The 24,880-nt window shown below is 67.2% G+C and carries 30 protein-coding genes, 1 tRNA gene and 2 rRNA genes; 10 read left to right on the top strand and 23 right to left on the bottom strand.

What is annotated here, in order from left to right; genetic code table 11:
• Positions 1 to 53 precede the first annotated feature (53 nt).
• Positions 54 to 659 (top strand): Uma2 family endonuclease, encoded by a 606-nt coding sequence (locus G9Q41_RS03910; RefSeq protein WP_165632075.1) that lies wholly within the window; start codon positions 54 to 56, stop codon positions 657 to 659.
• 342 nt (positions 660 to 1,001) lie between these two features.
• Here the strand turns inward: G9Q41_RS03910 and G9Q41_RS03905 are convergent, their stop codons facing one another.
• Positions 1,002 to 2,405 carry a sugar porter family MFS transporter gene (locus G9Q41_RS03905; RefSeq protein WP_165632076.1) on the bottom strand — a complete coding sequence of 468 codons (1,404 nt, stop codon included), beginning with the start codon at positions 2,403 to 2,405 and terminating at the stop codon, positions 1,002 to 1,004.
• 208 nt (positions 2,406 to 2,613) lie between these two features.
• On the bottom strand, positions 2,614 to 3,195 hold the full coding sequence (dcd, locus tag G9Q41_RS03900) for a dCTP deaminase (protein ID WP_092527836.1): 582 nt from the start codon (positions 3,193 to 3,195) through the stop codon (positions 2,614 to 2,616).
• A gap of 79 nt (positions 3,196 to 3,274) precedes the next feature.
• Here dcd and G9Q41_RS03895 point away from each other — a divergent pair.
• Positions 3,275 to 3,349: transfer RNA gene (locus G9Q41_RS03895), tRNA-Gly, on the top strand.
• Between the two features lie 80 nt (positions 3,350 to 3,429).
• Here the strand turns inward: G9Q41_RS03895 and G9Q41_RS03890 are convergent.
• The 9 genes from G9Q41_RS03890 to G9Q41_RS03850 all read right to left on the bottom strand — a co-directional run bounded on the left by G9Q41_RS03890 (position 3,430) and on the right by G9Q41_RS03850 (position 10,119).
• Positions 3,430 to 3,984, bottom strand: a complete 555-nt coding sequence (locus tag G9Q41_RS03890; protein WP_165632077.1) for a flavoprotein — start codon at positions 3,982 to 3,984, stop codon at positions 3,430 to 3,432.
• 263 nt (positions 3,985 to 4,247) lie between these two features.
• Positions 4,248 to 4,994 (bottom strand): YoaK family protein, encoded by a 747-nt coding sequence (locus G9Q41_RS03885; RefSeq protein ID WP_165632078.1) that lies wholly within the window; start codon positions 4,992 to 4,994, stop codon positions 4,248 to 4,250.
• A gap of 622 nt (positions 4,995 to 5,616) precedes the next feature.
• On the bottom strand, positions 5,617 to 6,192 hold the full coding sequence (locus G9Q41_RS03880) for a DUF3558 family protein (RefSeq protein ID WP_347567475.1): 576 nt from the start codon (positions 6,190 to 6,192) through the stop codon (positions 5,617 to 5,619).
• 72 nt (positions 6,193 to 6,264) lie between these two features.
• The gene (locus tag G9Q41_RS03875) at positions 6,265 to 6,840 is read right to left on the bottom strand and encodes a DUF3558 family protein (protein WP_347567476.1); all 576 of its coding nucleotides are present in this window, start codon (positions 6,838 to 6,840) and stop codon (positions 6,265 to 6,267) included.
• Positions 6,841 to 6,912: 72 nt separating this feature from the next.
• A complete protein-coding gene (locus G9Q41_RS03870; RefSeq protein ID WP_165632079.1) occupies positions 6,913 to 7,449 on the bottom strand; it encodes a DUF3558 family protein in 537 nt (178 codons plus the stop codon).
• Positions 7,446 to 7,934, bottom strand: a complete 489-nt coding sequence (locus G9Q41_RS03865) for a hypothetical protein (protein ID WP_165632080.1) — start codon at positions 7,932 to 7,934, stop codon at positions 7,446 to 7,448. Before G9Q41_RS03865 ends, G9Q41_RS03870 begins: the two co-directional genes overlap by 4 nt.
• A 14-nt stretch (positions 7,935 to 7,948) precedes the next feature.
• Positions 7,949 to 8,863: a hypothetical protein gene (locus G9Q41_RS03860; protein ID WP_165632081.1), complete on the bottom strand. Its 915-nt coding sequence runs from the start codon at positions 8,861 to 8,863 to the stop codon at positions 7,949 to 7,951.
• Complete coding sequence (locus G9Q41_RS03855) at positions 8,860 to 9,234, bottom strand: hypothetical protein (protein ID WP_242687124.1); 375 nt, start codon at positions 9,232 to 9,234, stop codon at positions 8,860 to 8,862. The genes G9Q41_RS03860 and G9Q41_RS03855 overlap by 4 nt, the downstream gene beginning before the upstream one ends.
• A 324-nt stretch (positions 9,235 to 9,558) precedes the next feature.
• On the bottom strand, positions 9,559 to 10,119 hold the full coding sequence (locus tag G9Q41_RS03850; protein ID WP_092525271.1) for a GNAT family protein: 561 nt from the start codon (positions 10,117 to 10,119) through the stop codon (positions 9,559 to 9,561).
• A 135-nt stretch (positions 10,120 to 10,254) separates the two neighbouring features.
• Between G9Q41_RS03850 and G9Q41_RS03845 the strand changes: the two genes are divergently transcribed.
• Positions 10,255 to 10,548 carry a DUF1330 domain-containing protein gene (locus tag G9Q41_RS03845; protein ID WP_165632082.1) on the top strand — a complete coding sequence of 98 codons (294 nt, stop codon included), beginning with the start codon at positions 10,255 to 10,257 and terminating at the stop codon, positions 10,546 to 10,548.
• 105 nt (positions 10,549 to 10,653) lie between these two features.
• On the opposite strand, the gene G9Q41_RS03840 is transcribed toward G9Q41_RS03845, so the two are convergent.
• Positions 10,654 to 11,082 (bottom strand): hypothetical protein, encoded by a 429-nt coding sequence (locus G9Q41_RS03840; RefSeq protein WP_165632083.1) that lies wholly within the window; start codon positions 11,080 to 11,082, stop codon positions 10,654 to 10,656.
• Between the two features lie 358 nt (positions 11,083 to 11,440).
• On the opposite strand from G9Q41_RS03840, the gene G9Q41_RS03835 reads away from it, so the two are divergent.
• Both G9Q41_RS03835 and G9Q41_RS03830 read left to right on the top strand, forming a co-directional pair.
• Complete coding sequence (locus G9Q41_RS03835; RefSeq protein ID WP_092525265.1) at positions 11,441 to 12,286, top strand: MBL fold metallo-hydrolase; 846 nt, start codon at positions 11,441 to 11,443, stop codon at positions 12,284 to 12,286.
• Positions 12,287 to 12,383: 97 nt separating this feature from the next.
• Positions 12,384 to 13,022 (top strand): LysE family translocator, encoded by a 639-nt coding sequence (locus G9Q41_RS03830; RefSeq protein ID WP_092525261.1) that lies wholly within the window; start codon positions 12,384 to 12,386, stop codon positions 13,020 to 13,022.
• A gap of 28 nt (positions 13,023 to 13,050) precedes the next feature.
• Here G9Q41_RS03830 and G9Q41_RS03825 read toward each other — a convergent pair whose 3' ends face one another.
• Positions 13,051 to 13,467 (bottom strand): phosphoribosyltransferase, encoded by a 417-nt coding sequence (locus G9Q41_RS03825; protein WP_165632084.1) that lies wholly within the window; start codon positions 13,465 to 13,467, stop codon positions 13,051 to 13,053.
• A gap of 380 nt (positions 13,468 to 13,847) precedes the next feature.
• Positions 13,848 to 14,783 carry a DNA-processing protein DprA gene (locus G9Q41_RS03820; protein ID WP_092525257.1) on the bottom strand — a complete coding sequence of 312 codons (936 nt, stop codon included), beginning with the start codon at positions 14,781 to 14,783 and terminating at the stop codon, positions 13,848 to 13,850.
• Positions 14,784 to 15,206: 423 nt separating this feature from the next.
• Between G9Q41_RS03820 and G9Q41_RS03815 the strand changes: the two genes are divergently transcribed.
• The 3 genes from G9Q41_RS03815 (at position 15,207) to G9Q41_RS21455 (ending at position 17,060) form a co-directional block, all read left to right on the top strand.
• On the top strand, positions 15,207 to 16,319 hold the full coding sequence (locus G9Q41_RS03815) for a glycosyltransferase (RefSeq protein ID WP_347567481.1): 1,113 nt from the start codon (positions 15,207 to 15,209) through the stop codon (positions 16,317 to 16,319).
• A 214-nt stretch (positions 16,320 to 16,533) separates the two neighbouring features.
• Positions 16,534 to 16,833, top strand: coding sequence for a hypothetical protein (locus tag G9Q41_RS21460; RefSeq protein WP_207630593.1), 300 nt, complete (start codon positions 16,534 to 16,536; stop codon positions 16,831 to 16,833).
• Positions 16,830 to 17,060, top strand: coding sequence for a hypothetical protein (locus tag G9Q41_RS21455; RefSeq protein WP_175455126.1), 231 nt, complete (start codon positions 16,830 to 16,832; stop codon positions 17,058 to 17,060). Before G9Q41_RS21460 ends, G9Q41_RS21455 begins: the two co-directional genes overlap by 4 nt.
• Before the next feature lie 60 nt (positions 17,061 to 17,120).
• Here the strand turns inward: G9Q41_RS21455 and G9Q41_RS03805 are convergent, their stop codons facing one another.
• The 3 genes from G9Q41_RS03805 to G9Q41_RS03795 all read right to left on the bottom strand — a co-directional run bounded on the left by G9Q41_RS03805 (position 17,121) and on the right by G9Q41_RS03795 (position 20,088).
• Positions 17,121 to 18,008 (bottom strand): trypsin-like serine protease, encoded by an 888-nt coding sequence (locus G9Q41_RS03805; protein ID WP_207630594.1) that lies wholly within the window; start codon positions 18,006 to 18,008, stop codon positions 17,121 to 17,123.
• Between the two features lie 134 nt (positions 18,009 to 18,142).
• Positions 18,143 to 19,111, bottom strand: coding sequence for a bile acid:sodium symporter family protein (locus G9Q41_RS03800; protein ID WP_165632086.1), 969 nt, complete (start codon positions 19,109 to 19,111; stop codon positions 18,143 to 18,145).
• Positions 19,112 to 19,323: 212 nt separating this feature from the next.
• Positions 19,324 to 20,088, bottom strand: a complete 765-nt coding sequence (locus tag G9Q41_RS03795) for a GNAT family N-acetyltransferase (RefSeq protein ID WP_165632087.1) — start codon at positions 20,086 to 20,088, stop codon at positions 19,324 to 19,326.
• A gap of 119 nt (positions 20,089 to 20,207) precedes the next feature.
• Between G9Q41_RS03795 and G9Q41_RS03790 the strand changes: the two genes are divergently transcribed.
• Both G9Q41_RS03790 and G9Q41_RS03785 read left to right on the top strand, forming a co-directional pair.
• Positions 20,208 to 20,588, top strand: coding sequence for a LapA family protein (locus G9Q41_RS03790; protein ID WP_165632088.1), 381 nt, complete (start codon positions 20,208 to 20,210; stop codon positions 20,586 to 20,588).
• The gene (locus G9Q41_RS03785) at positions 20,588 to 21,004 is read left to right on the top strand and encodes a hypothetical protein (protein ID WP_165632089.1); all 417 of its coding nucleotides are present in this window, start codon (positions 20,588 to 20,590) and stop codon (positions 21,002 to 21,004) included. Before G9Q41_RS03790 ends, G9Q41_RS03785 begins: the two co-directional genes overlap by 1 nt.
• A 78-nt stretch (positions 21,005 to 21,082) precedes the next feature.
• Here the strand turns inward: G9Q41_RS03785 and G9Q41_RS03780 are convergent, their stop codons facing one another.
• The 6 genes from G9Q41_RS03780 to G9Q41_RS03755 form a co-directional block, all read right to left on the bottom strand.
• Positions 21,083 to 22,054: a mechanosensitive ion channel family protein gene (locus G9Q41_RS03780; RefSeq protein WP_092525245.1), complete on the bottom strand. Its 972-nt coding sequence runs from the start codon at positions 22,052 to 22,054 to the stop codon at positions 21,083 to 21,085.
• A 229-nt stretch (positions 22,055 to 22,283) separates the two neighbouring features.
• Positions 22,284 to 22,664, bottom strand: a complete 381-nt coding sequence (gene crcB, locus G9Q41_RS03775) for a fluoride efflux transporter CrcB (protein WP_092525243.1) — start codon at positions 22,662 to 22,664, stop codon at positions 22,284 to 22,286.
• Positions 22,661 to 23,116 carry a fluoride efflux transporter CrcB gene (gene crcB / locus G9Q41_RS03770; protein ID WP_207630596.1) on the bottom strand — a complete coding sequence of 152 codons (456 nt, stop codon included), beginning with the start codon at positions 23,114 to 23,116 and terminating at the stop codon, positions 22,661 to 22,663. The genes crcB (G9Q41_RS03775) and crcB (G9Q41_RS03770) overlap by 4 nt, the downstream gene beginning before the upstream one ends.
• Before the next feature lie 136 nt (positions 23,117 to 23,252).
• A complete protein-coding gene (locus tag G9Q41_RS03765) occupies positions 23,253 to 24,215 on the bottom strand; it encodes a CPBP family intramembrane glutamic endopeptidase (RefSeq protein WP_165632090.1) in 963 nt (320 codons plus the stop codon).
• Between the two features lie 303 nt (positions 24,216 to 24,518).
• A 5S ribosomal RNA gene (gene rrf / locus G9Q41_RS03760) occupies positions 24,519 to 24,636 on the bottom strand.
• Between the two features lie 150 nt (positions 24,637 to 24,786).
• A 23S ribosomal RNA gene (locus tag G9Q41_RS03755) occupies positions 24,787 to 24,880 on the bottom strand; the annotation flags it as partial.

Genomic DNA, 24,880 nt, shown 5'->3' with positions numbered 1-24,880 from the left:
CGCTCGCGGCAGTCTCGGGGCATGAGTACCGTGGTGGCCGAACGGTGATACCTGTGGCCGCACCTGCCTACGACACCGGAGCGTTCGACCCACTCGTCGAGCTGAACGGTGTGTGGACCCCCGATCTCGCCGACCGGTACCTGCCGATACCCGGAATGCCTCCGGTGAAGTACGAGTGCCAGGACGGACACCTGGTCGTGAGTCCCTACGGGGGTTCTGCCGACATCCACGCGGCCGATGAACTGCGTGACCGGCTGAAACCCCACGCGAAATCCATCGACGGCGGCGCTTACACCACGCTGAACATCCAGCTGACCCCGGACAGCTGGATCCAGCCCGATTTCGCGGTGCTGCGCGAACCGGCACGAGGCCGGGTGTGGATACCCGCCACCCAGGCCTTGCTCGTGGGGGAGTGCGTCTCGCCGTCCAGCCGCGTGGCCGACCGGATCGACAAACCCGCCATGTGCGCCGCGGCGGGCATCGCGTACTTCATGCGGGTCGAGGTCTCCTGCACCAAGAACCACGCCGAGATCACACTGCTGCGGCTCGCCGAGCACGGCACCTACGAGGTGCACGCCAAGGCCCTGGCGGGCTCGACGTTCGGAACGCGGGAGCCCTTCCCGCTCTCCTTCGACCCGGCCGAACTGCTCGAGGACTGAACCGAGGAACCAGGCTCGTTGCCCGCGCACGTGCGAACGAGTCGCAATCGGGGCGCTCACGCACGGGGGACGTCGATTGTCGATTCACGTACGTCCGGGGAACTGATCGCCACCACTGAGTTGCTCAGCGCTGGGCTTCCGAAATCACTGCCGGGCGGCCCCCCGACGAGGCGAGGGGGCGCCGCTGCGGGCGACGCCCCTCCCGATGTGCGCTGCCACAGGTGACGAGGCCCCGACTCGGGGCCGGGCCTCGTAGCCTCTCGGCAGCACGCCTCCCGCTGTGAACCCGGCGGGAGGTTCCGCCGGAGGAGCGCTCCGGCGGAAATGAGCGGACAGCTTCGTTCAGCTGCCCATCTCCTCCAGCGAGCGTCCCTTGGTCTCCTTAAGGTAGCGCAGCACGAAGAACAGCGAGATCAACGCGAACGCCGCGTAGATGAAGTAGGTCGCCGGGAGGTTCCAGGCGTTCATGGTCGGGAACGTCACGGTGACCAACCAGTTCGCCACCCAGTTCGTGGCAGTGCCCAGGGCGAGCGCAGCGGCACGGATGCGGGGCGGGAACATCTCGCCGAGCAGCACCCACATGACGACACCCCAGGAGGCCGCGAAGCAGAACACGAAGGCGCTGGCGGAGAGCAGTGCCACCACGCCCCAGGCGAACGGGAGGTTGGCCTGGTCGCCGCTGACCTCGGCGTAGCTGAACGCCCAGCCGGTGAGCGCCAGCGCGATCGTCATACCGATCGAGCCCATCACGAGCAGCGGCTTGCGGCCGATCTTGTCGACCAGCATGATCGCGACGATCGTACCGATGATGTTGACGATGGAGGTGAACAGGCTCAGCAGCAGCGAATTGCTCTCCTCCACACCGACGGACTGCCACAGCGAGGAGGAGTAGTAGAAGATGACGTTGATGCCGACGAACTGCTGCAGCGCGGCGATGGCCATGCCGACCCACACGATGGGGAGCAGACCGGCCCTTCCGCGCAGGTCGCTGAGCCTCGGCTTCTTTTCGCCCCCGAGGGCTTCCCGGATCTCCTTGATCTTCTCGTCCGCGTCGGCCGACTCGATGCGATGCAACACCTTGCGGGCCAGTTCGGTCTTGCCCGCGGAGACGAGGTAGCGGGGGGATTCGGGGATGATGGTGGCGAGGATCAAGTAGATCAACGCGGGGACGGCCTCAACCGCCAACATCCACTGCCAGGTGTCCAACGGCCCGAGCTGGGCCGAGGCACTGCCGCCCGCCGCGGAGGCGAGGGCGTAGTTGACCAGCTGGGAAACCGCGATTCCCAGCACGATCGCGAGCTGCTGCAACGACCCGAGCCGTCCGCGGTACTCGGCCGGGGCGACCTCGGCGATGTAGGCCGGACCGATCATGGAGGCGATACCGACGGCGACACCGCCGACTATTCGCCACCAGGCGAGGTCCCAGACGGTGAACGGCAACGCCGAACCGATCGCGCTGATGATGAACAGCACGGCCGCCACCTGCATGACTCGGGTGCGGCCGAGTCTGTCCGCTATGCCACCTGCTATGGCCGCTCCCACAGCCGAACCCAGCAGAGCCGCGGCGACGGTGACGCCGGTAAGCGCCGCGCCGACGGCGAAGTTGTCCTGGATGGCCTGCACCGCACCGTTGATGACCGAAGTGTCATAACCGAACAGAAAGCCACCCAGGGCAGCCGCCCCGGCGATCATCACCACGTGTGCCAGGTGATCGGTGGAACGACCTCTCGTCTGATCTACCGACATCGAAGTTCTCCTGTGCCCCCGTTCGCCGGTATGCCATTTCGCACACCGCTCGTTAACGACGGGTTACGCGACAACGTAAGTCACATCCATCCCGCTTGACTTCCACGATTCAGTGTGACTCTGAACACTACTACACCTTCAGACACCATACGTTGCTGAATCGACGCGAGCTGCTTCTGAACGACTAACGACTCGGTCTCGATCGTGTTCACCTGCTGGTGTCAACCCGCACGAAGTTGAGATATGCGCGGGAGGGCGTGGGACCGCGCTGTCCCTGATAGCGGGAGCCCGCGGCCTTGCTGCCGTACGGGTGCTCGGCCGGGCTGGACAGGCGGAACAGGCACAGCTGGCCTATCTTCATGCCCGGCCAAAGGGTGATGGGCAGGTTCGCGACATTGGACAGTTCGAGGGTTATGTGCCCGCCGAACCCCGGATCGATGAAACCGGCCGTCGAGTGGGTCAGCAGACCGAGCCGCCCCAGGGAGGACTTGCCCTCGAGCCTGCCCGCCAGGTCCTCGGGCAGGCGCACCGTCTCGAAGGTGGAGCCGAGGACGAACTCGCCGGGGTGGAGCACGAACGCGTCGTCGTCGGAGTGCTCGACGAGCGAGGTCAGGTCGTCCTGCTGCCGCGAGGGGTCGATGTGGGTGTACTTGGAGTTGTCGAAGACGCGGAAGAAACGGTCCAGCCGAACGTCGACGCTCGAGGGTTGTATCAGCGCGTCGTCGAACGGATCGAGTTCCAAACGCCCGTCATCGAGCTCTTTACGCAGGTCACGGTCACTGAGCAGCACCCGCACAGCGTATCGGGTGGGGGGTGAACACCGGACGATGGTGGCCGTGCTAGCGTTGTGAACAGCACAGCGAGGCAGTGCGGGTGTAGTTCAATGGTAAGAACATCAGCTTCCCAAGCTGAGAATGCGGGTTCGATTCCCGTCACCCGCTCCAAGGATGAAGGCCCAGGTCAGGAACCCACTGGTTCCGCCTGGGCCTTTTTCGTGCCGGGGCCGGGAGTGGGCCCCACTACCTCATCCGGACACTGACTCGACCACGTCGAGGATCTTGTCCCAGGGAAGGTCCTTGCCGGCAGGTGCGCCGCGCGGTTCGTGCAGCGGCCAGTACTCGTCGCCGGTCAGCAGGTGCGCCCCGGCTTCGCGCAGTGCGGCCAGGTGCGCGTTCCAGGCCGGGTGGCGAACGTGCGCGGCGTTGACCAGGGGGAACACCACGATCGGCACCGACTGGACACCGATCGCCTCGCACACGGTCGTCAACGCCTGGTTGTCGGCCAGCCCGAGCGCGAGCTTGGCGACCGTGTTCGCACTCGCGGGGCAGACGAGCAAGCAGTCGATCGGCGGGTGCGGACTCGCCTCGCGCGGCATCCGCGGAGCCACCCGGCACGGCAGTCCCGTCGCGTCCTCGATCCGGGCCCGCTCCCCGGTGTCCTCCAGCCATGTTCCGGCCGTGGGCGTGAGTGTGACCGCCACCTGCCACCCGCGCGCGATCGCTGGCTCGACCAGGGCAGTGCGAATGTTCTCCAGACCGTCGGTGGCGGAACCGATCAGCCCGAGCGTGTGCGTACTCATCGACCAACCAGCGTCTCACCAGCGGCCCGTTGATGTTTGCCGTTCCCCTCCCGCAGGGGCACCTCGGGTGTCTCCCGCGAACTTCTCCCCTTGCCGCGGATGCGTCTACTTCGGACCAAGGCAGGTCCGTTGCGGACTGCCTACCAGAGCAGCTGAAGACGTCCGGAGCTTCTGGAGCGCCGCAACCCGGCCGAACACAGCTCATCGGTTCGCCGAGTTCGCCACCCCCGCCGGGCGAGGCATCGCTGCCGTAGCCGATCGGTTCAGCGCTGACCGCGCCTTCGGGTGGCCCACAACCACAGCACTGAATAACCGACGGCCAGCGCCGTGGCCAGCGCGGCGGCGAGAACCAGCGGGGGCAGCAGCCCGTACCTGAACACGAGGTAGCCGCCGAGCAGTGCCCCGCCGAAGATGGACATCACGGCTCCGAACCTGCGGTTCAGCCGCGAATTGCGCCGCCCCGCCAGGAAGCAGTCCGCCGCTATGTCGGCCAGGGTGAGCGTGATGAGCGTCGTGGTCAGGTCCGGGACCGCGAGCTTGCGCACGGTGGCGTTGCGCAGCCCCATGGCCAGGGCCAGCAGTACGACCAGGAGGAAGATCTCCAGGTCGGTCAGTTCGGGACCGTCGGAGCCGGCCACGGCTGCGGCTCCGACAGCGGCGATCAACAGGACCGCCTCGATCGTCAACGCCGAGCTCACCCACCAGGGTTTGGTGTGCCCGAGAGCGGTTCTCAGCCGCCCGCCCAGCACAGCTCCCAGCAGGAAGGCAGTCAGCGCCGCTACGGGGACGGTCATCGAGAGCCCGGGCACCTGAGCGGTGGAGAGCCCGAGTACGACCACGTTGCCGGTCATCTTGCCCAGGAACAGACGTCCGAGTCCGAGGTAACTGACCGCGTCGATGATGCCGCTGAGCACGGTCAACCCCATGAGAACCGTAGGGAGTCCACTGTCGGGAGACAGTTCCCTGGACGGTGACGCGTCGGTGTCCGCACCTGCTGCCGAAATACTCATGCTGGCCGTTCCCAACAAAATCGACACGGAAAGGAAGCTCGACGGCGTTGACGAGCACAAGGACACGAGTGAGAATTACTGCACTCATCAGGGCACTGACCACTCTATCGACAACACCGCGAACCAACAAAGAAAAACGAGCGAATACACACGATCGCGTGGCACTAGATTAATTTCGTGCCACTCGAATGAATTCTTCATGAAATCTATATAATGGAGCGCTTCTCACTCCCGAAGGAATGGTATAATTTCGCCGTTTCAGCTCGCTGGCTCCCCCACGGGGCGTGTACGCCGCTCGGTCGGGATCGAACAGCGCTCGACACGCGGCTGCCGCGGTAAGCAGGCGAGAGGAATTCATCCGATCCGGAGCGACGCGAGCGAATCAGGGCTTTACCCGTCCTGCTCGACCAGGTTCGACGAACACGAACGGTACTCATCCGCCCGTTCCACGCTGAGCGGCAGTGCACGGCAGGCGACTTCACGAGACCGCTGTCGCCCCGGGCGGACACTCCTCGGGAGTGCGGCGTTGGCCGGAGGACCCGCGTGGTTCTCCCGAAGCCTGACCACCGGCCTCGCCACCTGCCGAATCAGCTTCGGAATCCCCAGGGCTGCGGCTCATCTGCTACCCACGATCAGCGATGAGCGTCCCCATCGCGGTCTCGGCGAAACGACGCGCCGTGTCACAAGTCGGTGGATCCTCCTCATCGGAAGTCATACCAACCTGGACCCGCAGCGACTGACCACCGGCAACGTCGACGTAAATTCTGCACTGGTGATTCGGATCCGGACGCTCGCTGTCGTGCCACACCTTCACCGTACGATAACCCTGAATCCGGGAAACCTCCTCGGAATGTGAACTCTCGAACGGAGGATCCATCCACCGATCAATCCCGTGATTCGTGATCGTACTGACATACACGCTGTTGCCGGTATTCGTACGATAGGCACAGGTACTGCCCTCCGTATCAATCCCCTCAACAGAGTCGAGTTTCTGCGTCTCCACGGCTATCCGCAACCGCTGATGAGCGGACTGAGGAATCAGCTCGCACGGCTTCACCTCGTCCACCGACAACTCAGCGGGCCGATCCGAACCACACCCCGACACCAGCACGAACCCTGCCAACAACACGACAGCGCCCCGCAACGCACGCCCGATCATCCGCACAACACCGGCACCCCGCCCGACGAACTCACACACTCCTCCCCACGAAAACATCAGCAGACCTCAGCCGAAGACGGGCAGGTCACGACACACGAGCACAACTCTCGACTACCCACGATCAGCGACGAGCGTCTTCATCGCCAACTCGGCATAACGGCGAGCCGTAGTGCAAGTCGGTGGATCCTCCTTCTCAGAAGACTCATCGACCTTGACACGCAGCGACTGACCACCGGCAACGTCGACGTAAATTCTGCACTGGTGATTCGGATCCGGACGCTCGCTGTCGAGCCACACCTTCATCGTGCGATAACCCTGGATCCGGGAAACCTCCTCGGAATGTGCATGATCGAACGGAGGATCCACCCACCGATCAATCCCATGGTTCGTGATCGCACTGACCCAAACATTGCTTCTCTCATGAGGAGAGTAGTAGCAAGTGTCTCCTTCTGTATCGACCTCCGGGACAGAATCAACAGACTGCGGGGCCAGACGCACTTGGAGTTGCTGATGAGCGGACTGAGGAATCAGCTCGCACGGCTTCACCTCGTCCACCGACAACTCAGCGGGCCGATCCGAACCACACCCCGACACCAGCACGAACCCTGCCAACAACACGACAGCGCCCCGCAACGCACGCCCGATCATCCGCACAACACCGGCACCCCGCCCGACGAACTCACACACTCCTCCCCACGAAAACATCAGCAGACCTCAGCCGAAGACGGGCAGGTCACGACACACGAGCACAACTCTCGACTACCCACGATCAGCGACGAGCGTCCCCATCGCGGTCTCGGCGAAACGACGCGCCGTGTCACAAGTCGGCGGATCCTCCTCATCGGAAGTCATACCAACCTGGACCCGCAGCGACTGACCACCGGCAACATCAACATAGACCTTGCACTTGCTGTCCGGATCCGGACGCTCACTGTCACGCCACACCTTCACCGTACGATAACCCTGAATCCGGGGGGCCTCCTCGGAACGCACATGCTCGAACGAAGGATCCACCCATCGCCCAATCCCGTGATTCGTGATCGTACTGACATACACGCTGTTTCCGGTGTTCGTGGTGTGGGCACAGGTTCTTCCCTCCGTGCCGACCCCCGAGACAGTGTCAAGACTCTGCGGTTCCACGGCTATCCGCAACCGCTGATGAGCGGACTGAGGAATCAGCTCACACGGCTTCACCTCGTCCACCGACAACTCAGCGGGCCGATCCGAACCACACCCCGCCACCAGCACGAACCCTGCCAACAACACGACAGCGCCCCGCAACGCACGCCCGATCATCCGTAGTACCTTATCTTCAACTCGGTCGTCTTGGCCTGATAATCCGCGACCAGCAGACTCGCCGCCTCGGACACCCGCGCGGCAAACTCGTTCTCGCTCAGTTTCCGCAGGGTCCCGCTCTTGATCCGCGCGGAGAATTCGTCCATGCCCACGGCGGACAGGGCGACACAGCCGTCGGCGGACTCGCCGTACGACTCCACCGCCCGGCACTCCTCCTGGAAGTCGAAGTCGTGACGATCCTCCGGATCGATGATCAGTCCCGTCTCTTCGATCGCCTCCCGGTACTGCCGCTGCCACCCCGCGTACAGCAGTCGAGCCATGCTCGCCAACGCCCGCTCCAGAGCTCGCTCGTCGACGAACTCGTACACGCTCTCCCCGAACGAGAGCGTGAACTCGGTGCGGTTGTGCAATTCGGCTCGGATGTCCATCCCGGGGGCGTTCGCCCGCACCCGGATGCCGTCCAGCCGTTCGGCCAGTTCACCCACTGCTCCCACTCCTCCTAGTCGTGGCCGCCGACGCCCATGCCGCTGGTCAGCCTCTCACCCTCCATACCGGCGAGCTTCGGGCGCGGTGAGACGAAGTGCGACTTGCCCTGGGTGATGGCGCCGGCGCAGTCGTTCAGCGACTTGGTGATCCTGCCCCGCTCCTTGCTGATGTGCTCGGTGAGCTTGCCGATCGCGTCCTCCATCGAGCTCACGACCTGCTCCGCCGAGCCACCACTCGCCTTCACCGCTTCCACACCTTTCTGGGCCGCACCGCCCACCGCCGAGGCGGCCCCCACCGCCGCGAAGGTGACCGCCGAGGCACCGCCGGTGAACGGTATGGCCCCGATCGCTGCCACCGCACTGGCTACCGACAGCATGAACTCGAAGTCGCTCTTGCCGCAGCTGCCCACGTTTTCCAGCGCATGGATCGCCTGGTCAGCGATATGGTCGATATCTTTCTGCGCTTTATCCCACAGCTCCTGTTCCGCCTGCATCGCACCTTTCATCCCGCCGAGAGCGATGAACTGGTTGCTCGCCTTGGCGGGGAACGGATCGAGGAAATTGGCCTTGAATGCGTAGGCGGCCTCACCGCTCCAGCCCTGCAGATCGCCGGCAGCCGTCTCGATCGCCTTCAGGTCCTCGTTCGCGCCGATGGAATCCTCGTTGACCGGGTCGTTCATGTGCGCCCCGTACGAGAGCTTGCCCATGGCGCTGTGCAGGTCGTTGATCGGCCCGTCGTACGCGCTCGGATCCGGGATCCGGGCAAACGGCTCGAACAAGGGCTGCGCACGGCCCTGGTACTTCTGCTCCAGGTCCTCCTTGTTGATGCCCGGCCCGGCCCTGGGCAAGCTAAGCAACTGGCGGTACTCCGTCTCAGCGGCTTTCGTCTCGATCTCCTTGGCCTTCTGCATCAGATCGGCCTGGCTCATGAGCTCACCTCCGGCTTCGGTGTTCCCCGCTGCTGCATCAGCTGATCGAGGTTGTCCGATACCCCCTGATCGGCCTCCGCGTACATCCTCACCGTTTCGTGCAGCGCGCTCGCCGTCTCGTCCAAGCTGGTCTTGGTGGACTTCAGCACCTCGGTGACCGCGCTGTGCACCTGGCCGTAGGCCTGCGAGATCGAGCCACTCTCACCCTGGAACTGTTCCGGAATACCGGACATGAAACCCAATCCGGACTCCGCGTCCTGGCACAACCCGACCGCGTTTTCGTAAACGGTGGCCACGGTCGGCAGGTAGTCCTTGGCCACCTTCTCCAAGCGATAGAGATCGACAGCGAATCCCGTTCCGCTGTTTGCCATCCTTCGCTCCTCGCATCGATTGCGGCGGGCAAAGTTATCAGCCCGCCGGAAAACGGCGAGGCCATTCGCGAAGTTCGCCACAACCCGCCGACGACGAGAAAACAACCCCGGCACTGAGAGGGTCCGCAGTGGACACCGGGATCGTGCGCTCAGGGCTCTCCGCCGTGACCGCTCGTCCCCACCAGAACACGCAGAAACCTGCCGCCCCGTGTGGTCGACACCGAACGAAGCAGCGCGGCGGGAGACCTCGTGACGATCAGCGCAGCTCCGTCATCGCTGACCGGGCTCCGGAACGCCTCCTGGTGACGTTCGGAGCAGCAGGCCTCAGCTCAACTCCCCCGGCAGCAGGCCGTACATCACGGTGTCGCGCCGCCCGCCCCGGAACGGCAGGTGGGAACGCAGCAGCCCCTCCCTGGTGAAACCGCACCGCTCGGCGACCCGTTGAGAAGCGGTGTTGTCCGGCCCGCAGGTGAGCTCCAGGCGGGCGAGCGCGAGCCGTTCGAAGCCCCACCGGGCCAGCAGCCGCACCACGCGCGTGGCGACGCCACGCCCCCGCGCGTGCGGGGCGAGCCAGTAACCGACCGCCGCGCACGAGCGAGAACCGTCCACATCGTAGAGTTCGGCACCGCCGAGCACGTGCTCCCGCGCCGCCACGTCCACCACGGCGAAGTTGATCCCCTTCCCTTCGAGGCGCTCCCGTTCCTGCACCTCGAGTTTTCGCCGGACGTGCACCTCGGTGAACCGCTCGGTCGACGCCCAGGAGAACCGCAGGCACAACGGATCGGACAGCCCCGCGAACTTCTGCGGAATGTCCGCGCGTCGCCACGGGCGCAGCGCGACGACCTCGTCGACCAGCGGCGGTCGAGGAAAGGACAACGTCGCCATGCCCGAAAATTACGGGCTGCGCGACGTCGCCTCATCCACCGAACGTGCCAACATGGCCCACTCCTGCCGTGCTCGCCCGGCACCGGACAACGAACGACCACACGGGGTGCACAATTCGCGGCAGACTGGCGGGTGATGACCGCGTACGTGATATCCGAAGTGGAGATACTCGACGAGCAGCTCGCCGACCGGTACCGCCAGTTGGCCCGCCACTCGATCGAACAGTACGACGGGCGCTACGTGGTCCGCGGCGCTGCGCCGGACGTGGTCGAGGGCAGCTGGCCGGTGGAGCAGCGCGTCGTCATCGTCGAGTTCCCGAGCATGCAGCGCGCCCGGGAGTGGTACGACTCGCCCGAGTACGCGCGGGCGCTCGAGGTGCGGGGATCGGCGCTCGAACGGCGCCTGTTCTTCGTCGAGGGAACCGACTGAACCCGGCCGCGCGGCCGGGTGGCCGAGTGGAAATCTCCGCCGAATCCCCGCCCCTCACCCGCTCCGCACGACACGGCGCGGCGGCCGAGCAACAGCACGGCTTCGTCACCGGGACGGCGTGTCCGTGGAGTGCCCCGCGGGACTTCCCGTCCACAGCGCGACGACCACTGCAGCTCCTGCGACGCAGGGCAGCAACGTGAGCACTCCGTACGCGGTGGGCATCTCCCGACCGGCCACCATCGGTGGAAGGAAGGAAACGAAACCGGCCACGAGGAAGACGACCGTGGCCGCGACGCGTGCCCGGCTCCTCCCCGTCTCGAAGAACCGCGCCGTCCACGACCACACGACGATCGCCACCACCCCCATCGTGACCGGATAAATCACGATTGCGGACTTCTCCCGGCGCCCCTCTTCAGCGGTGAAAGCCGGATATGCGGCGCGTATTCGGTCGGCGAGGGCGTCGAGGAGCGGAACGAGTGTGCCGATCAGCGTCAGCAGCAGCCCGAGACGGACGAACACCAGTACTCGCCTCACGACGGGACCCTGTTCGGCGCCTCCGGTGAGTGATCACTGCCTGCTCTCGGGGTGATCGGGGTCTTTATGACCTACCTCGAACCGGATCCGGACATCGATTCGACCGGGCAGGGATCAACCAGCTCCGCGAGCTGCTCGAGACGGCCGAGGACCTCTTCGACGCCCCGAACCGGCGCGCTCCGAGCACCACGAGCCGGACGCGGCTCGGCCTGCGGAGTGACCTCACCACGCCGCCGTGGCCGCTGCCGAGCGCTCCGCTTCTCGCAGCGTGGACAACGACCGCACGGGTTTTCCGCCCCGCGGGGGCCGGGTACTCCCCATCGGAAAGCACGAACACCGACAGGTGAGGAGTCGTGCCTTGAACACACCGCTGAGACTTCCCGCCTCGGCGCCCGGTGACTTCTCCGAGGGCAGCGTGTACTTCATCGGCAACGCGACCACGCTGATCCGCTACGGCGGTTTCACGATCCTGACTGATCCGACCTTCCTGCACCGGGGCGAGCACGTGCACCTCGGTCACGGCATGTACGCCCGGCGCGAGGTGGAGCCCGCCTGTCAGATCGCCGACCTGCCACCGCTGGACCTCATCGTGCTCTCCCATCACCACGGGGACCACTTCGACGACGTGGCCGCCGAACAGCTGGGCAAGGACGTTCCCATCATCACCACCGAGCACGCGGTGGGGCTGCTGTCCGAGCAGGGGTTCACCGGGGGACGCGCGCTGGACACCTGGCAGTGCCAAACAGTGATCAAGGGCGACGACGAGGTGAGCATCACCGCGATGCCGGCCAAGCACGACCCCGACCCGGTCGCGGGCATGCTGCCACCGACCATGGGCAGCCTGCTGGACTTCGGCAACGGCGGGGACCGGGCCTTCCGGCTCTACATCAGCGGGGACACGCTGCTGCACGACCGGCTCCACGACATCCCGCGGCGCCATCCCGGCATCGACCTGGCCCTGGTCCACGCGGGCGGAACGACACTGCTGGGCACGGTGGTCACCATGACCGGAGAGCAGGCCGTCCGGGCCGTGGAGGTAGTCGACCCGCGCACGGCGGTTCCCATCCACTACAACGACTACTCGGTCTTCCGGTCCGGGCTGGACGAGCTCAAGGAAGCCGCGGCCGCGTCATCGACGTCGGCGCGGTTCCACTACCTCACCCACGGCGAGACCCACCGGTTCCGCCCCGTCGAGCAGCGGTGAGTTGCCCCGGCGGGGTGGGAACGCAGATGCCCCACCCGACCAAGGTCAGGGCGAGTGCGACGAACGGCTTCCGGCCGGATTCCGATAACCTCGCCTCATGCCGGACCTCTCCGAATGGTGGATCTTCCTGGGGACCGCGACGCTGATAGCCGTCGCCCCCGGTCCCGGAATCCTGTACGTGCTCGCCCGGAGCCTGCACGGCGGCAGGGCCGAGGGGGTCCGCTCGGCCCTCGGCACCTTCCTCGGAGCAGCGGTGCACGTGCTCGCCGCCACGATCGGCCTGTCCGCGCTGCTGGCCACCTCGGCCCTGGCGTTCACCGTGGTCAAGTTCCTCGGAGCCGCCTACCTGATCTACCTGGGCGCGCGCACCCTGTGGGAGCTGCGCGGAGCCCCCGCGGAACAGGCGGAACAGCGGGCCGCCGCTCCGAAGCAGCGCGGTTCCGCGGTGACCCAGGGCCTGGTCACCGAAGTGCTCAACCCGAAGACCGCGATGTTCTTCCTGGCCTTCATACCGCAGTTCGTCCACCCCGAACGGGGCTCGCAGAGCATCGCCTTCCTCGCCCTCGGGCTGGCCTTCGTCGTGCTCGCCTCCACCGCCGACCTGCTCGTGGCCGTCTTCGCCGGCTCGCTCGGCACCTGGATCGCCAACAACCCGCGCTGGCAACGCCGCCAGCACGCCGCCAGCGGCACCACCCTCATCGGCCTCGGCGGCGCACTCGCCCTGTCGCAGCAGTGAAATCCCGAGAGAACCCGGTGAGCCGAGCTCAATTCACCGAGCACTCGTCACCCAGGACAGGACATTCGAAAGCGTCGTAGGGCTCGGTGCAGGAATCCAGCAGCTGCCGGTGGTCCGACCAATCGTGTCGACACCACCTGGCCACGCACAGCGCCGTGACCTGCTCAGCACCAGCGTCGCTGAGCGCCACGGCCGCTGACTGCATCTTCGCTCCCGAAGTCCACGTGTCGTCCACCAGCAGCACGTGCCTGCCCGTCACACGTTCCCGATACCGGTCCGGTACGACGAACTGATCAGCACGGACGACGCGTTCGGAATCGCCGAACCCCGGGCCGATCTCCAGGGTCAGCCGGTCCTCATCCTGATCGTGAAAAGCCACGTGGCGTGCCAGCTCGGCAACGGGATGTTTCGCTATCGGCCTGTTCCTGGAGGGCACGAAAGTCACCGAATCCCAGATTCGCCCCGCTGCTTCGACAACGCACCGAGCGTGGATACGGGTAGCGGCCAAAACCATCAGCCGTAGATCGTTGAGGCATCTCTCCACCGGCGACCAGGGCCACTTGTACGCCCGCACGGTGTGCGCCGACTGGTGTTGCTTCCGCGGCTGATGACCACGAACATACGTCAGCAGCAGCACCCGATCCGCCAGTCGGTCACCGAACTCCGCACGATGCCGGGCACACCTGGAACAGACCACCTCGTTGGAGGACACAGGTCCAGCGCACACCACGCAGGTCACTCCGGGGAGCTTCCTCGTGTTGTGGAAGAACCCACCCACCCGACGGGTCAGTTGCCGCCGTAGATCAGCACGGATGTCCTCGTGAGTCACGACGTGGCCAAGGCGAGCAGGCGGGAGACCTCCCGTTCACCGCTGGCCAAGCGCTCCGCGACCTCGACGGCCTCCTCCGGGGTGTCGACGACGAAGACACCGGGCTGGACGCTCAGCTGCGCCCCCCAGTCGGTACCTCGGGCCACAGGCTTCATCAGAATAACCGGGCGCCCGTGTTCAACAGCCAGGCGCGCCTGAATCCGTGCTCCGCTATGCTCGCCCGCCTCCACAACGACCGTGGCGACGCCGTAGGCACTCATCGTCGCGTTCCTCATCGGGAAGCTCTGCTTGGTCGGAGGCGAGTCGGGCCAGAACTGGGACAGTACGAGCCCTTCCCGAGCGATCCGCTCCTGCAACTCCCGATTCTCCGCGGGGTAGACCCGCCGAACACCGTTTCCGAGTATCGCCACCGTTCGGCCACCGCTGTCGAGAGCGGCCGTGTGCGCTGCGGCATCGATTCCGTTCGCCAGCCCCGAAAGCACTGTGAACCCCGCGTCCGAGAGTCCGCGAGCGACATCGGCGGCAACCGCACGAGCATGTTCCGAAGCCGCACGGGACCCCACCACCGAAACCGCGCTCTCATCGGGAACGAGCTTTCCGCGGGCGAAGACGAACGGGGGGACCTGATTCACCTCGAGGAGACGGCGCGGGTAGTACTCGTCCCGGAAAGTGAGGAACTCGAAGTCCTCGCCACGCCAGGAGGCGAGGTCCTCCAGCGCCTGCTCGATCTCTCCGCCCGGAGGAATGGCCTGCGCGGTCACCTCGAACAGAGTGGTTTCCCCGGAAGAGGGCCTCCCGAAACGTTCCCGAACAGCGCACGCACTACCGGCCTCGGCCACCTCGGAAGTGATCGTCGACCACGACATTCCCTCCGGGCGGGCCCGCAGCAGGGCCACCAGTGCCGCTCGTTCCTCGTCGTCCCAGGAGCTCATACCCGAAAGCCTAGGAGATGAGAGCGCACGCGGCCCTTCCCAGGGGTACACCGAATCGGATGAAGCACTGAGCACGGACACCTCTCGAGCCTTCGGAGACGAACCTCGACCACCCGAGGACAGGGTATCGAACACGGGTTCGACGAACCAGGTGAGAGGACGCCGTGCCTGCAAAGGCAGCATCGCCTCTCCCCGCTGGGGATCACCCACCAAGCCCCGGAGCAAGCCTCTCCCGGAAAAGCACCGGACAACGCCGGCAGGCACCTGGATCGCCAACAACCCGCGCTGGCAACGCCGCCAGCACGCCGCCAGCGGCACCACCCTCATCGGCCTCGGCGGCGCACTCGCCCTTTCGCAGCAGTGAAGCCGTCACGACCTCGGCCTCACGCTTCTCGGAAGTCAGTTGAGTGACAGGACCTTCGACTGCTCGTCCGGGAAACCGCCCCACGCGCGGCCGACCACGAGGTCGACTTCGCCACCGGCCCGGACATGCACCCGACGCTGCGGGAAGCGGGGTTCGAACCGCTCACCGCGGGCACCTCGATCCACGAAGCCGGGGCGCGGACCGCCCGCGAACTCTTCGACACCGCACCGGACGACCCCGGGCTCACCGGGGAGCAGCTCGCCCGCCTCGGCGCGGAGACCTTCGGCAGAACCCTGCCCCGCCGCTTCCTCACCGACCTCGCCCCACTGCTGGACCGAACCGCACCGGACGTGGTCGTCCACGACAGCGCCAACAGCGGGGCGGAGCTCGCCGCGCGGCTCGCCGGCATCCCCGCGCTGTCCCACGGGCTCGGCCCGGACACCCCCGCCGGGTTCGCGGAGCACGAGCGGCTGCTGGCCGAGTTCAGCGCCGAACTCGGTCTGCCCGCACCGGAACCGGGACGCGCGGCCCCCTATCTGGACATCTACCCGCCCTCGCTGCGCACCGCGGAAACGCGGAACCAGCACCGCCGCTTCGCGCTGCGCCCGGCCCCGCAGCCGGGGAGCGCACCACCACCCCGAGGGCTGCTGCACCACGAGCCCGGGCGCGGACTGGCGTACCTGACCTTCGGGACCGGCTTCGGCACCGCCGAGCTGCTGCGCGAGGCAGCGGCGGCGCTCGCCCGACTGCCCCTGCGGCTGCTGGTCGCCACCGGTCCCGTCTCCCCCGCCGAGCTGGGCGAGCAACCGGACAACGTCACCGTGGAAAGCTGGCTGCCGCAGGCTGAGCTGCTGCCCCACCTGGACCTGATCGTGCACCACGGTGGCAGCGGCACCACCCTCGGCGCGCTGAACGCTGCACTGCCCCAGCTGCTGCTGCCCAGGGGAGCCGACCAGTTCACCAACGCCGAGGCGATCAGCGCCTCCGGTGCGGGGGAGAGCCTGCCGCCCGAGCGGTTCGAGGCCGCGGCCGTCACCGCCGCGGCACGACGACTGCTGACCGACCCGGCCCCGCGGGAAGTGGCGGCCCGGATCGCCTCCGAGATCTCCGCCATGCCCGCCCCGGAGGAAGTGGTCGCCCGCCTGCCGGAGCTCGTCGAGCTCGCCGAGTGATCCCCGCGCGGGCGGAGCCCGGGGCCGAGTTCCCGCGGCACCCCGCGACCCGGCGCCACGTCACCCGGAAGCGCTGAGCTGGAGCCGACCGAGGTCAACGTGCTCGCGTTGCCCCCGACCACGGCCGCCACCGCACGTCGGACCAGTCCACGATCGGGGAAGCCGACACCCCTGGACGCTCCACTTCTCCGACCTCTCCACCGAGGGCGAGTACGTGCTGCGGGCGGGCGCGGGCAACAGTCGGCACGGCGAGTCCGCGCCCTTCACCATCACCGCGTTCGCGCTGGAACGCGGCATCCTCTCCCGCGTGGCGCACTGGTTCAAGGCCACCCGCTGCTCCGGGAGGTTCGACCGGCAGGACCGCTCCCTGCCCGTGGACGAGAACGGCTCGGGCGGAATCAACGCGCACGGCGGCTGGTACGCCGCCACCGAGACTTCGGCAAGCACTTCACCCAGCTGCGCACCTGACTGTGCGACGAGGGACTGTACGGCGCCGACTACCTCACCAGGGTGAAACGTCCGGAGGTGACGTTCTGCCACTCGGTCATGCAGCCCGGACCACCCAGGAATCCGGCGCTGCGCCACCTGAAAGCCGTCGAGCGGGACGGCCGAGAGCTGGTCCGCCAGGTCAACCACCGCGAGGGGCAGACGTGGCGATCGCGGCGCTGGCGCTGGCGCTGGACGGAGCAGTGGCCGCCGCACGCCACCTGGTACCTGTACGCCGTGAGTGTCGGAGGCTGACCCGAATCCGGGCTCCCGGAGAACCCGATCCGCGGTTTCCCCGGGAGTCCGCGCCGATGGTCAGCCCTCCACCGGATCAGCCAACCGCTCCACCAACCAGTCGTGCACCGCGTTGGCCTCGGTGAAGAAGTTGGGCCCCGCGGTTCCGCAGGGCTCGCCCGCCGTTTCCATGCCGAAGCTGAACACCCCGATCAGCTCGGGCCTGCCGGACCGGTACCCCACCAGCGGCCCTCCGCTGTCACCCAAGCAGGCCTCGGCCCGCCAACCGCGTCCGCACATCATCGACTCCCCGTCGACCACGGCCGGGGTGGCCTCCGCGCACTCCTCGGTCGGGCGCACCCGGTACGTCCCGCGCCGGAGCACGTCACCCCGGGAGGAAGGGCCGGTCAAGCCGTGCCCGTAGAGAACGGCGGGATCGTTCACCCGCGCCGCCTCGTCCGCGACGGGCAGGGTGGGCACCTCGCGCACCGCGCGGTCCAGGGTGAGCACCGCGATGTCGTGGGTCGCGCTGGACATGGTCCCCGAATCAGGGTTCTCCGGGGAGGGGACGAGACGGTACCGGGGATGCGCCCGCACGCCGGTCAGCTGGGCAGTCCTTCCCGGATCTCCCGAGAGCTCCCGCGCTCCCACGTGGACCTCGATCCGGCGCTTCAGCTCGTCCAGCGGCATTCCGGAAACGCAGTGCGCGGCGGTGACGACCCTGCGGGGGGTAACCAGCGCACCGCCGCAGGTCACCCGCTCCTGCAACGGCCCGTCGCCCTTGATGATCAAGGTGCTGTTCCACGGCGCCTCCGCTCGGGAGCGCACTTCGGTCCCGTCGGACACGGCACGCGCGGCTCCGGCTCCGAACACGGCCGAGACCGTGATCAGCACGGCCAGGGCCAGCGGGGCGAGAACGGCACTCGAGCAGATTCCTGCTGGTGCCCCGTGCTTGGCGAAGCGAATCACGTGATTCCTCCTCGATCGGCTCCGCCCCAGAGTTCCCCGCTCGAGGGGAGCTCGAGTCCGGGAAGCCCCCCGAAAAACCCAGAAATCCGGCGCCACGTCACCCGGAAGCGCTGAGCTGGAGTCCAGCGGGGGAGTCAGCTCCGCGCGGAGCTGACCGCCTCGGTGGAGTCCTGCTCCCCGGCTGGCCGCCGCGACCAGAACGAGGCCACGACCGCGCCGGACAGGTTGTGCCACACCGAGAACAGCGCCGCGGGCAGCGCGGCGAGCGGGGTGAAGTGCGTGGTGGCCAGGCTCGCCGCGAGGCCGGAGTTCTGCATCCCCACCTCCACGCTGATCGCGCGCCTGCCCGGTTCCGGCACGCCGGCCAACCTGGCCGCGCCGTAGCCGAGCAGCAGGCCGCAGGCGTTGTGCAGCACCACGGCCAACAGCAGCAGCGCGCCGACCGAGGTCAACGTGCTCGCGTTGCCCCCGACCACGGCCGCCACCACGACCACGATCCCGGTCACCGAGACCAGCGGCAGCAGCGGCAGCACACGTTCGACCCAGCGGGTCAGCAACGCGCGGACCACGATCCCGAGCACCACGGGAACCAGCACGACCTTGACGATGCTGGAGAACAGCCCCACCGCGTCCACGGGCAGGGCCGATCCGGCGAGCCACAGCACCAGCAGCGGGGTGAGCAGCGGAGCCAGCAGAGTGGAGACCGAGGTCATGGCCACGGACAGGGCCACGTGCCCCCGCGAGAGGTAGACGACCACATTGGAGGCCGTGCCTCCCGGTGTCGCCCCGACCAGCACCATCCCCGCCAGCAGCGCGGCGGAGAAGCCGAACAGGGTTCCGATTCCCCACCCCAGCAACGGCATCAGCACGTACTGGGCGGCCAGTCCGGCCAGCACCGCCTGCGGGTGCCGCAGCACCAGCGCGAAATCGGCGGTGCGCAGGGTCAACCCCATGCCGAACATGATCACCCCGAGCAGGGGAGTGATGGCAGGGGAAAGCGCGCCCGTCGCCGTCGGGAACAACAGGCCCACGAGTCCGCCCAGCAGCACCAGCAGCGCGAACCAGCGGCCGATGAGATCCGCGGCTCGACGTAACGCGCCCATGCGGTCGAAACCTCCTCGAATGAGTCGCGCCCCGGGAAGAAGACGCACCGGGGCACTTCCGGTCGTACTCGAACGTTCCTAACAGGGGTTTCCCAGGATGTAAACGCGATTCCTGGAATGCGGACTCAACTGCGAGCTTCGACACCCCTGGCGCTCACGCACCGCGCGAACAGCACCACACGGCGCCACGAACCCGCCCGAGGGAACCGCCGTCACTCCGGTGACCGGCGGTAGTGATAGCGGTGGGACAGGCCGAAACCACACCTCCGGTACAGCGCCAGGGCCACCGGGTTCGACTCCTCGACCTGCAACCACGCGGTGTGCGCGCCCTGCCGCCTTCCCCAGTCGAGCAACCTGTTCAGCACGGCCGAGGCAATCCCGCCACCACGGCGCCCCGGCGCCGTCCACATGCCGAAAACACCCATCAAGCCGCCGTCGAGCACGGCAGCACCGAACCCGAGCGGTTCCTCGGGCTCGCCGGCCCTGGCGAAAACCGTCGGGGGCTCGATCCGGTCAACGGTACGCTGCACGGCGGCGACCTCACCTCGCGCCGCCGTGCACTCGGCCCACAGCGGATCACGCGCGTTCAGCACCACCCGGCACTCCGCTTCCCGGGAGGAATCGCGCCGCACCTCTCCGGACAGCTCGGCGCACAGCACCAGCGTGGGAGCCTCCGCTCCGTACCCGCGAAGGGCCAGCTCGGAATCCAACCCGCAGTGCCGATGCGCGGGTGAGACCTGCACCAGCACCGGAGCGCCACGGCAGCGGTAGAACTCCTCCACCGCCGAGATGCCGCGAACGGCCCCGCCATCGAGCGGTGGCACGGCGCTGCTACCACGCCGCCGGGAGCAGTGCTCCGTGGCGCGCAGCAGCCACCCCGAATCGGACCGGACGGTCTCCGCGGCGGGCCACGCGCGCGCAGCGCAGCGCTCGATCAGACGTTCCCGCTCCACCGGCACCGATTCCGTGGGCCCCATGCCCACATCCAAGCACGACGACCACCGGAACTCCTTCCTCCGGACGTACGAACACCGGACGAACACGCGGAGCGAGGATCGCTGCACGTTCGGTGAAACCGACCGGTCACAATGGGCACATGTCCGAAAAAGCACGAGGATGGTCCGACGACGGGGAGAACGGGCAGCACGAGCCGGAAGTGCGTCCGCCGGGCAACGGGGAAGGCAGTGTCCGCGGGGGCGAGGAAGCGCGGAAGGGGCAGAGCCACACCCGAACCGCGGGAACCTGGGCCGCCGTCGTCGTCGCGACGATCGCCCTCATAATCCTGCTGATCTTCATCCTGCAGAACCTGCAGGCCGTGACGGTCACCTTCCTCGGGGTGCGCGGAGAGCTGCCCCTCGGAGTGGCCCTGCTGTTCGCGGCGGCCATCGGCGGACTGCTCGTCGCGCTGGTGGGAGCCGCCCGGATCATGCAACTGCGCAGGAGCGGCAAGCGCAAGAAACGCGGAAAGGTGTCGTGATGACCGGTCCGAACAGCGGGTCGACCTTCGGGCAGCTGCACTGGCTCACCATCGTCGTGCTCGCCGTGGTGGGACTCGTCCAACCCGCGCTGGGCATGCTCGGGGTCTACACGACGCTCGGCAGGCCGTGGACCCCGTTGATAGTGGCGGCGCTGATAGCGGTGTTCTGGGTGGCGACCGTGGTGGTCCGCCACGTCCCGCATCCGCTGCTCACGCTGGTGATCATCGGAGGTGGTTACGGAGTTCTCGCGGTGGTCCTCAACCGCGTGGTGTGGAGCCTCGCCGGGCTGGGCCAGGTCTCGATGCCCGCGGGGAACATGGTCAGCATCGTGCTGAGCAACATCATCTGGGGAGCTCTGCTCGGGCTGATCGCGGTGGGCATCCTGCGGATCAACAGGACCCGCGACCGGGGCTGACCCCGGTGCGCGGACCACGGCTCCCCGGCCCGGCCGTCCGAGGACGGTCGGGCCGGGGAGGAGACGTCCGGAGCCGAATCAGCCCTGCTTGGCCGCGCCTGCCCCGTTACCGGGCAGCAGCGGGTAGGCGACCCGCACCCCTTCGGCGTCGAAGCGGCTCTTGAGCCGGCCACGCAGCGCACGTCCCAGCGCCCACTGCTCGCCCGGCTTGACCTTGACGATGATGCGCACAGTCACCGAACCGTTCCCGATGCCGATCACTCCGCTCAGATCGGGCTTTTCCAGAATCTTGGACTTGAACTCGTCCTCGGCCGCGAAATCGTCGATGGCCGATTCGATCACGCGTTCGGCGTGGGCGATGTCGACGCTGTAATCCAGCGGAATCTCCACGACCGCGTTCGCCCAGTCCTGGTTCATGTTGCACACGCGCATGATCTCGCCGTTACGGACGTACCACAGCCCGCCGTTGAGATCGCGGATCTTCGTGATCCGCAGGGTGACCGATTCCACGGTTCCGACCGCGTCACCGGTGTCGACCACGTCCCCCACGCCGTACTGGTCCTCGATCATCATGAAGATGCCGGCCAGGAAATCCTGGACCAGGCTCTGCGCGCCGAAACCGATCGCCAATCCGAGCACACCGGCGCTGGCCAGGATCGGACCGAGGTTGATCCCGAACTCGCCGAGGATCATCACGAAGGCGACACCGAAGATGACCGAGGAGGCCACGCTGCGCAGCACCGAACCGATGGTCTGCGCGCGCTGCTGCTGGCGCTGGCCCGCGTTCTCGGAACTGTTCGACTGGCGGGTCACCAGGTTCCCCGCCTTCGACGTGGCCTGGTTGATCCGCTGGTGCGAGCTCACCATCCGCCGGACGCCGTGGGTGATCACCCGACCGGTCACGGCGCGGAACACCAGGGCGACGAGCAGGATGATGAGAATGTTGATGATTCCGGACACGAAGGCGCCCGAGTTCTCGGTGAACCAGTTCACCACTGGGTCGGCCACACCCGCGGCGGAAGCCTCGGCGAGATGTGTCGTGGAATTCACGGCGGTTTGCAACGAGTTTACCTTTCTCGAAGGGTACGACCGGCTCCGATCGCCTGTGGCGGACACGCTCCGCACGCACCGCGTATTGAACGACTTTCACGATCGAGCGGCATTCATCCTGTCAAGGACACCCAGAAAGTCGCAAAGCACTCCCCGAAACGGAGCAGTCGAAGTCTGCGGGGTTTCCGTTTCCGGCCGGGACGACGGCCGTATCACGGACGGGAAATCCTTACCATCCCCGGGACAGTAGGGCCGCACCGAGCCCGACACCTGCGGCCAGAAGTCCCCCCAGCACCGTGACCAGCACGTTCAACACCGCCGAGAAGCGCGCTCCCCGCACGTAGAGCCGGACCGTGTCCACTCCGAAAGTGCTGAAGGTGGTCAACGCCCCGCACAGCCCCGCGACCAGCAGCGTGCGCACCCAGGAGGGAGCGTTCCCACCGAAGGCGGCCCACCCCGTCACCAGGGCGATCAGGAAGGAGCCGAGGAGGTTGACCACCAGCGTGGCCCACGGAAAGGCGCCCCGACCGAAGCGGCGCACCGCGCTGTCGATCCCGTAACGGGACAGCGCCCCGCACGCTCCCCCCAGCGCGACCAGCAGCGGCGTCAAGACCGTTCGCCCCCTCGCGCCCTCGAGGCCGCCCGACCCGCCAGCGCCCGGACCGAGACCGCTCCGCACACCACGGACACCACACCGAGCGCGACGGTGCCGAAGAGGTAGACCGTCGCCTGAACGGGACGCTGCGCGGCCAGCAGATCACCCACGTCGGCGACGTAGGTGGAAAACGTGGTGAAACCGCCCAGCACGCCGACCCCCACGAACGGGCGCACCAGCCGGTGCGGGTTGCCGAACTCCTCGAGCAGCACCGTGACCGCCCCGATGATCAGACAGCCCACCACGTTGACCGCGAGGGTGCCCCAGGGGAATCCAGCACTGCCTCGCCCGATCCACAGCGACACGCCGTAGCGGGCCACGGACCCCAGCGCACCGCCCAGGGCCACGGCGAGAACCACCGCCCACGGGAAGGGCCGCCGCGCCCGAACTCGAACAACGCCGAACAACAGTCCTCCCCACCCGGAACCTCTCGTACGGGTAGGGACCGTTGGCGAACGACTTCGCGGTTTTCCCGGCGAGCCCCACCGCCGGAGTTCGTCACGCACGAACCGCGGCCAGGATAACGCACCACTTCAGCGGCGATCAGCCCAGCGAGCCGGAGCGAGGGACTCCGGCCTGCCTGCGGCGCAGGAAGACGCGCACCACGACCACCAGGCAGCACGCGAGCACCAGGCTGGTGAGCAGACCGCCCTCCAACCCGAAGTCACCCCCGGTGAGCAGTGTCGATCCGCTCGGCGCCGACTCCGTCCGGAACAGGGTCGTGGTCAGCGTCATGCCCGAGACCTCGACACCGTAGAGGTTGCCCTGGCACCAGTTCCACACCGCGTGAAAAGCGCACACTCCCCACAGACCGCCCTCGATCAACGCCCAGAAAACCAGCACCAGCGAGATCAGCAGCAGGTTGACCAGCGGGAGCAGCCCGAACCCCGTGTTGAGCCCGTGCAGCAGGGCGAACACCACCGCCTGCGCGCAGACAGCCGCGCCCAGCCCCCACTTCCGCCAGGTGACCTGAAGCAGGTATCCGCGCACGAGGATCTCCTCGCTGCTCGCCTGCACGACGAACCCCAGCAGTGCCGGAAGCACCAGCACCGCTGTCAGCGCGTGGGAGGAGTCCCGTTCCAGAACGAGTCGGCCGGTGACCACACCGAGGAGCACGAGCAGCGTCACCGCGGCCAGCGCCACGACCACACCGAGCAGCAGGGACCGGAGCACTCCCCGCACCGGTGGAAAGCCCACTGTGGAGAAGGGCCTGCGCTCCTTGAGGATCAACCAGGCACCGAGAGCCAGCACCCCGACCAGCAGGCCACCGGTCAGCGCGAGCTGGGCCGGCAGGTCCAACCGGACGAAACCGCTCCGGAATCCCTCGCCCGAGCCGAACAGCACCGCGAGGAGCGCGAAAGCACTGCCCAACTGTCCAATCAGGAAACACAGCAGCAGGACGGCAGTTCCCGTTATCGGCCCGGTCGGGGCACTCGCCCGGAGAATCCCGCGCGGCAACGGGGAACGGGGCTCATCGACCCCGTGTTCCACATGCTGTTCGATCATCACGCACCGATCCGTGTCGCACCGAAACGCGGGACATCGTACCCAGCGGGGGTCGGAAGCGAGCTCCACCGGGGACGGATTCCGGACCCTTCGCTCCCCGAGCGCGCCTCCCGACACGCTTCGCGAATCACGGCGAACCGCGACTCGGGAACATACATCCCGGAATGGTCGTGGTGCGTTTTCGGGGGATGGTCGTGCCACCGTCGGGTGATCAGTGCACTGCTGCGCGAAGCCCCCCGGGGGGTGTGGTATGTAAAGTGCCCGGCCCCCCGCGTTGGGGGGCCGGGCTAGTTTGGGGGGTTGGGTCGGCGGTGTCCGAGTCTCCCACACCCGTGGGGGTGCAGTACCTTAGGCGCTGGAGGGCTTAGCTTCCGGGTTCGGGATGGGCACCGGGCGTGTCCCCTCCGCTGTAGCCACCGACCCAAACACAGTGGGGGAATTACACCCGCATGTGTTGGGCAGTCTGTCTGTCCAGTTGTGGAACGGTGTGGTGGTGGTGGGTGTGGTGGCGGGCATCGTTGTGTGCTGACCCGTGCCCCCCCCCCTTTGTGGGGGTGTGCGTGGGTGTGTGGGGGGTTCGTCGTTCGGCCGGTTAGTACCCGTCCACTGAACACATTGCTGTGCGTGCATGTCGGGCCTATCAACCCAGTCATCTGCTGGGGGCC

Source organism: Actinopolyspora sp. BKK2 (assembly GCF_011291845.1).
Classification (GTDB): domain Bacteria; phylum Actinomycetota; class Actinomycetes; order Mycobacteriales; family Pseudonocardiaceae; genus Actinopolyspora; species Actinopolyspora saharensis.
The sequence above is the reverse complement of the archived record's forward strand: the minus strand, read 5'-3'. Positions and strand labels throughout refer to the sequence as shown.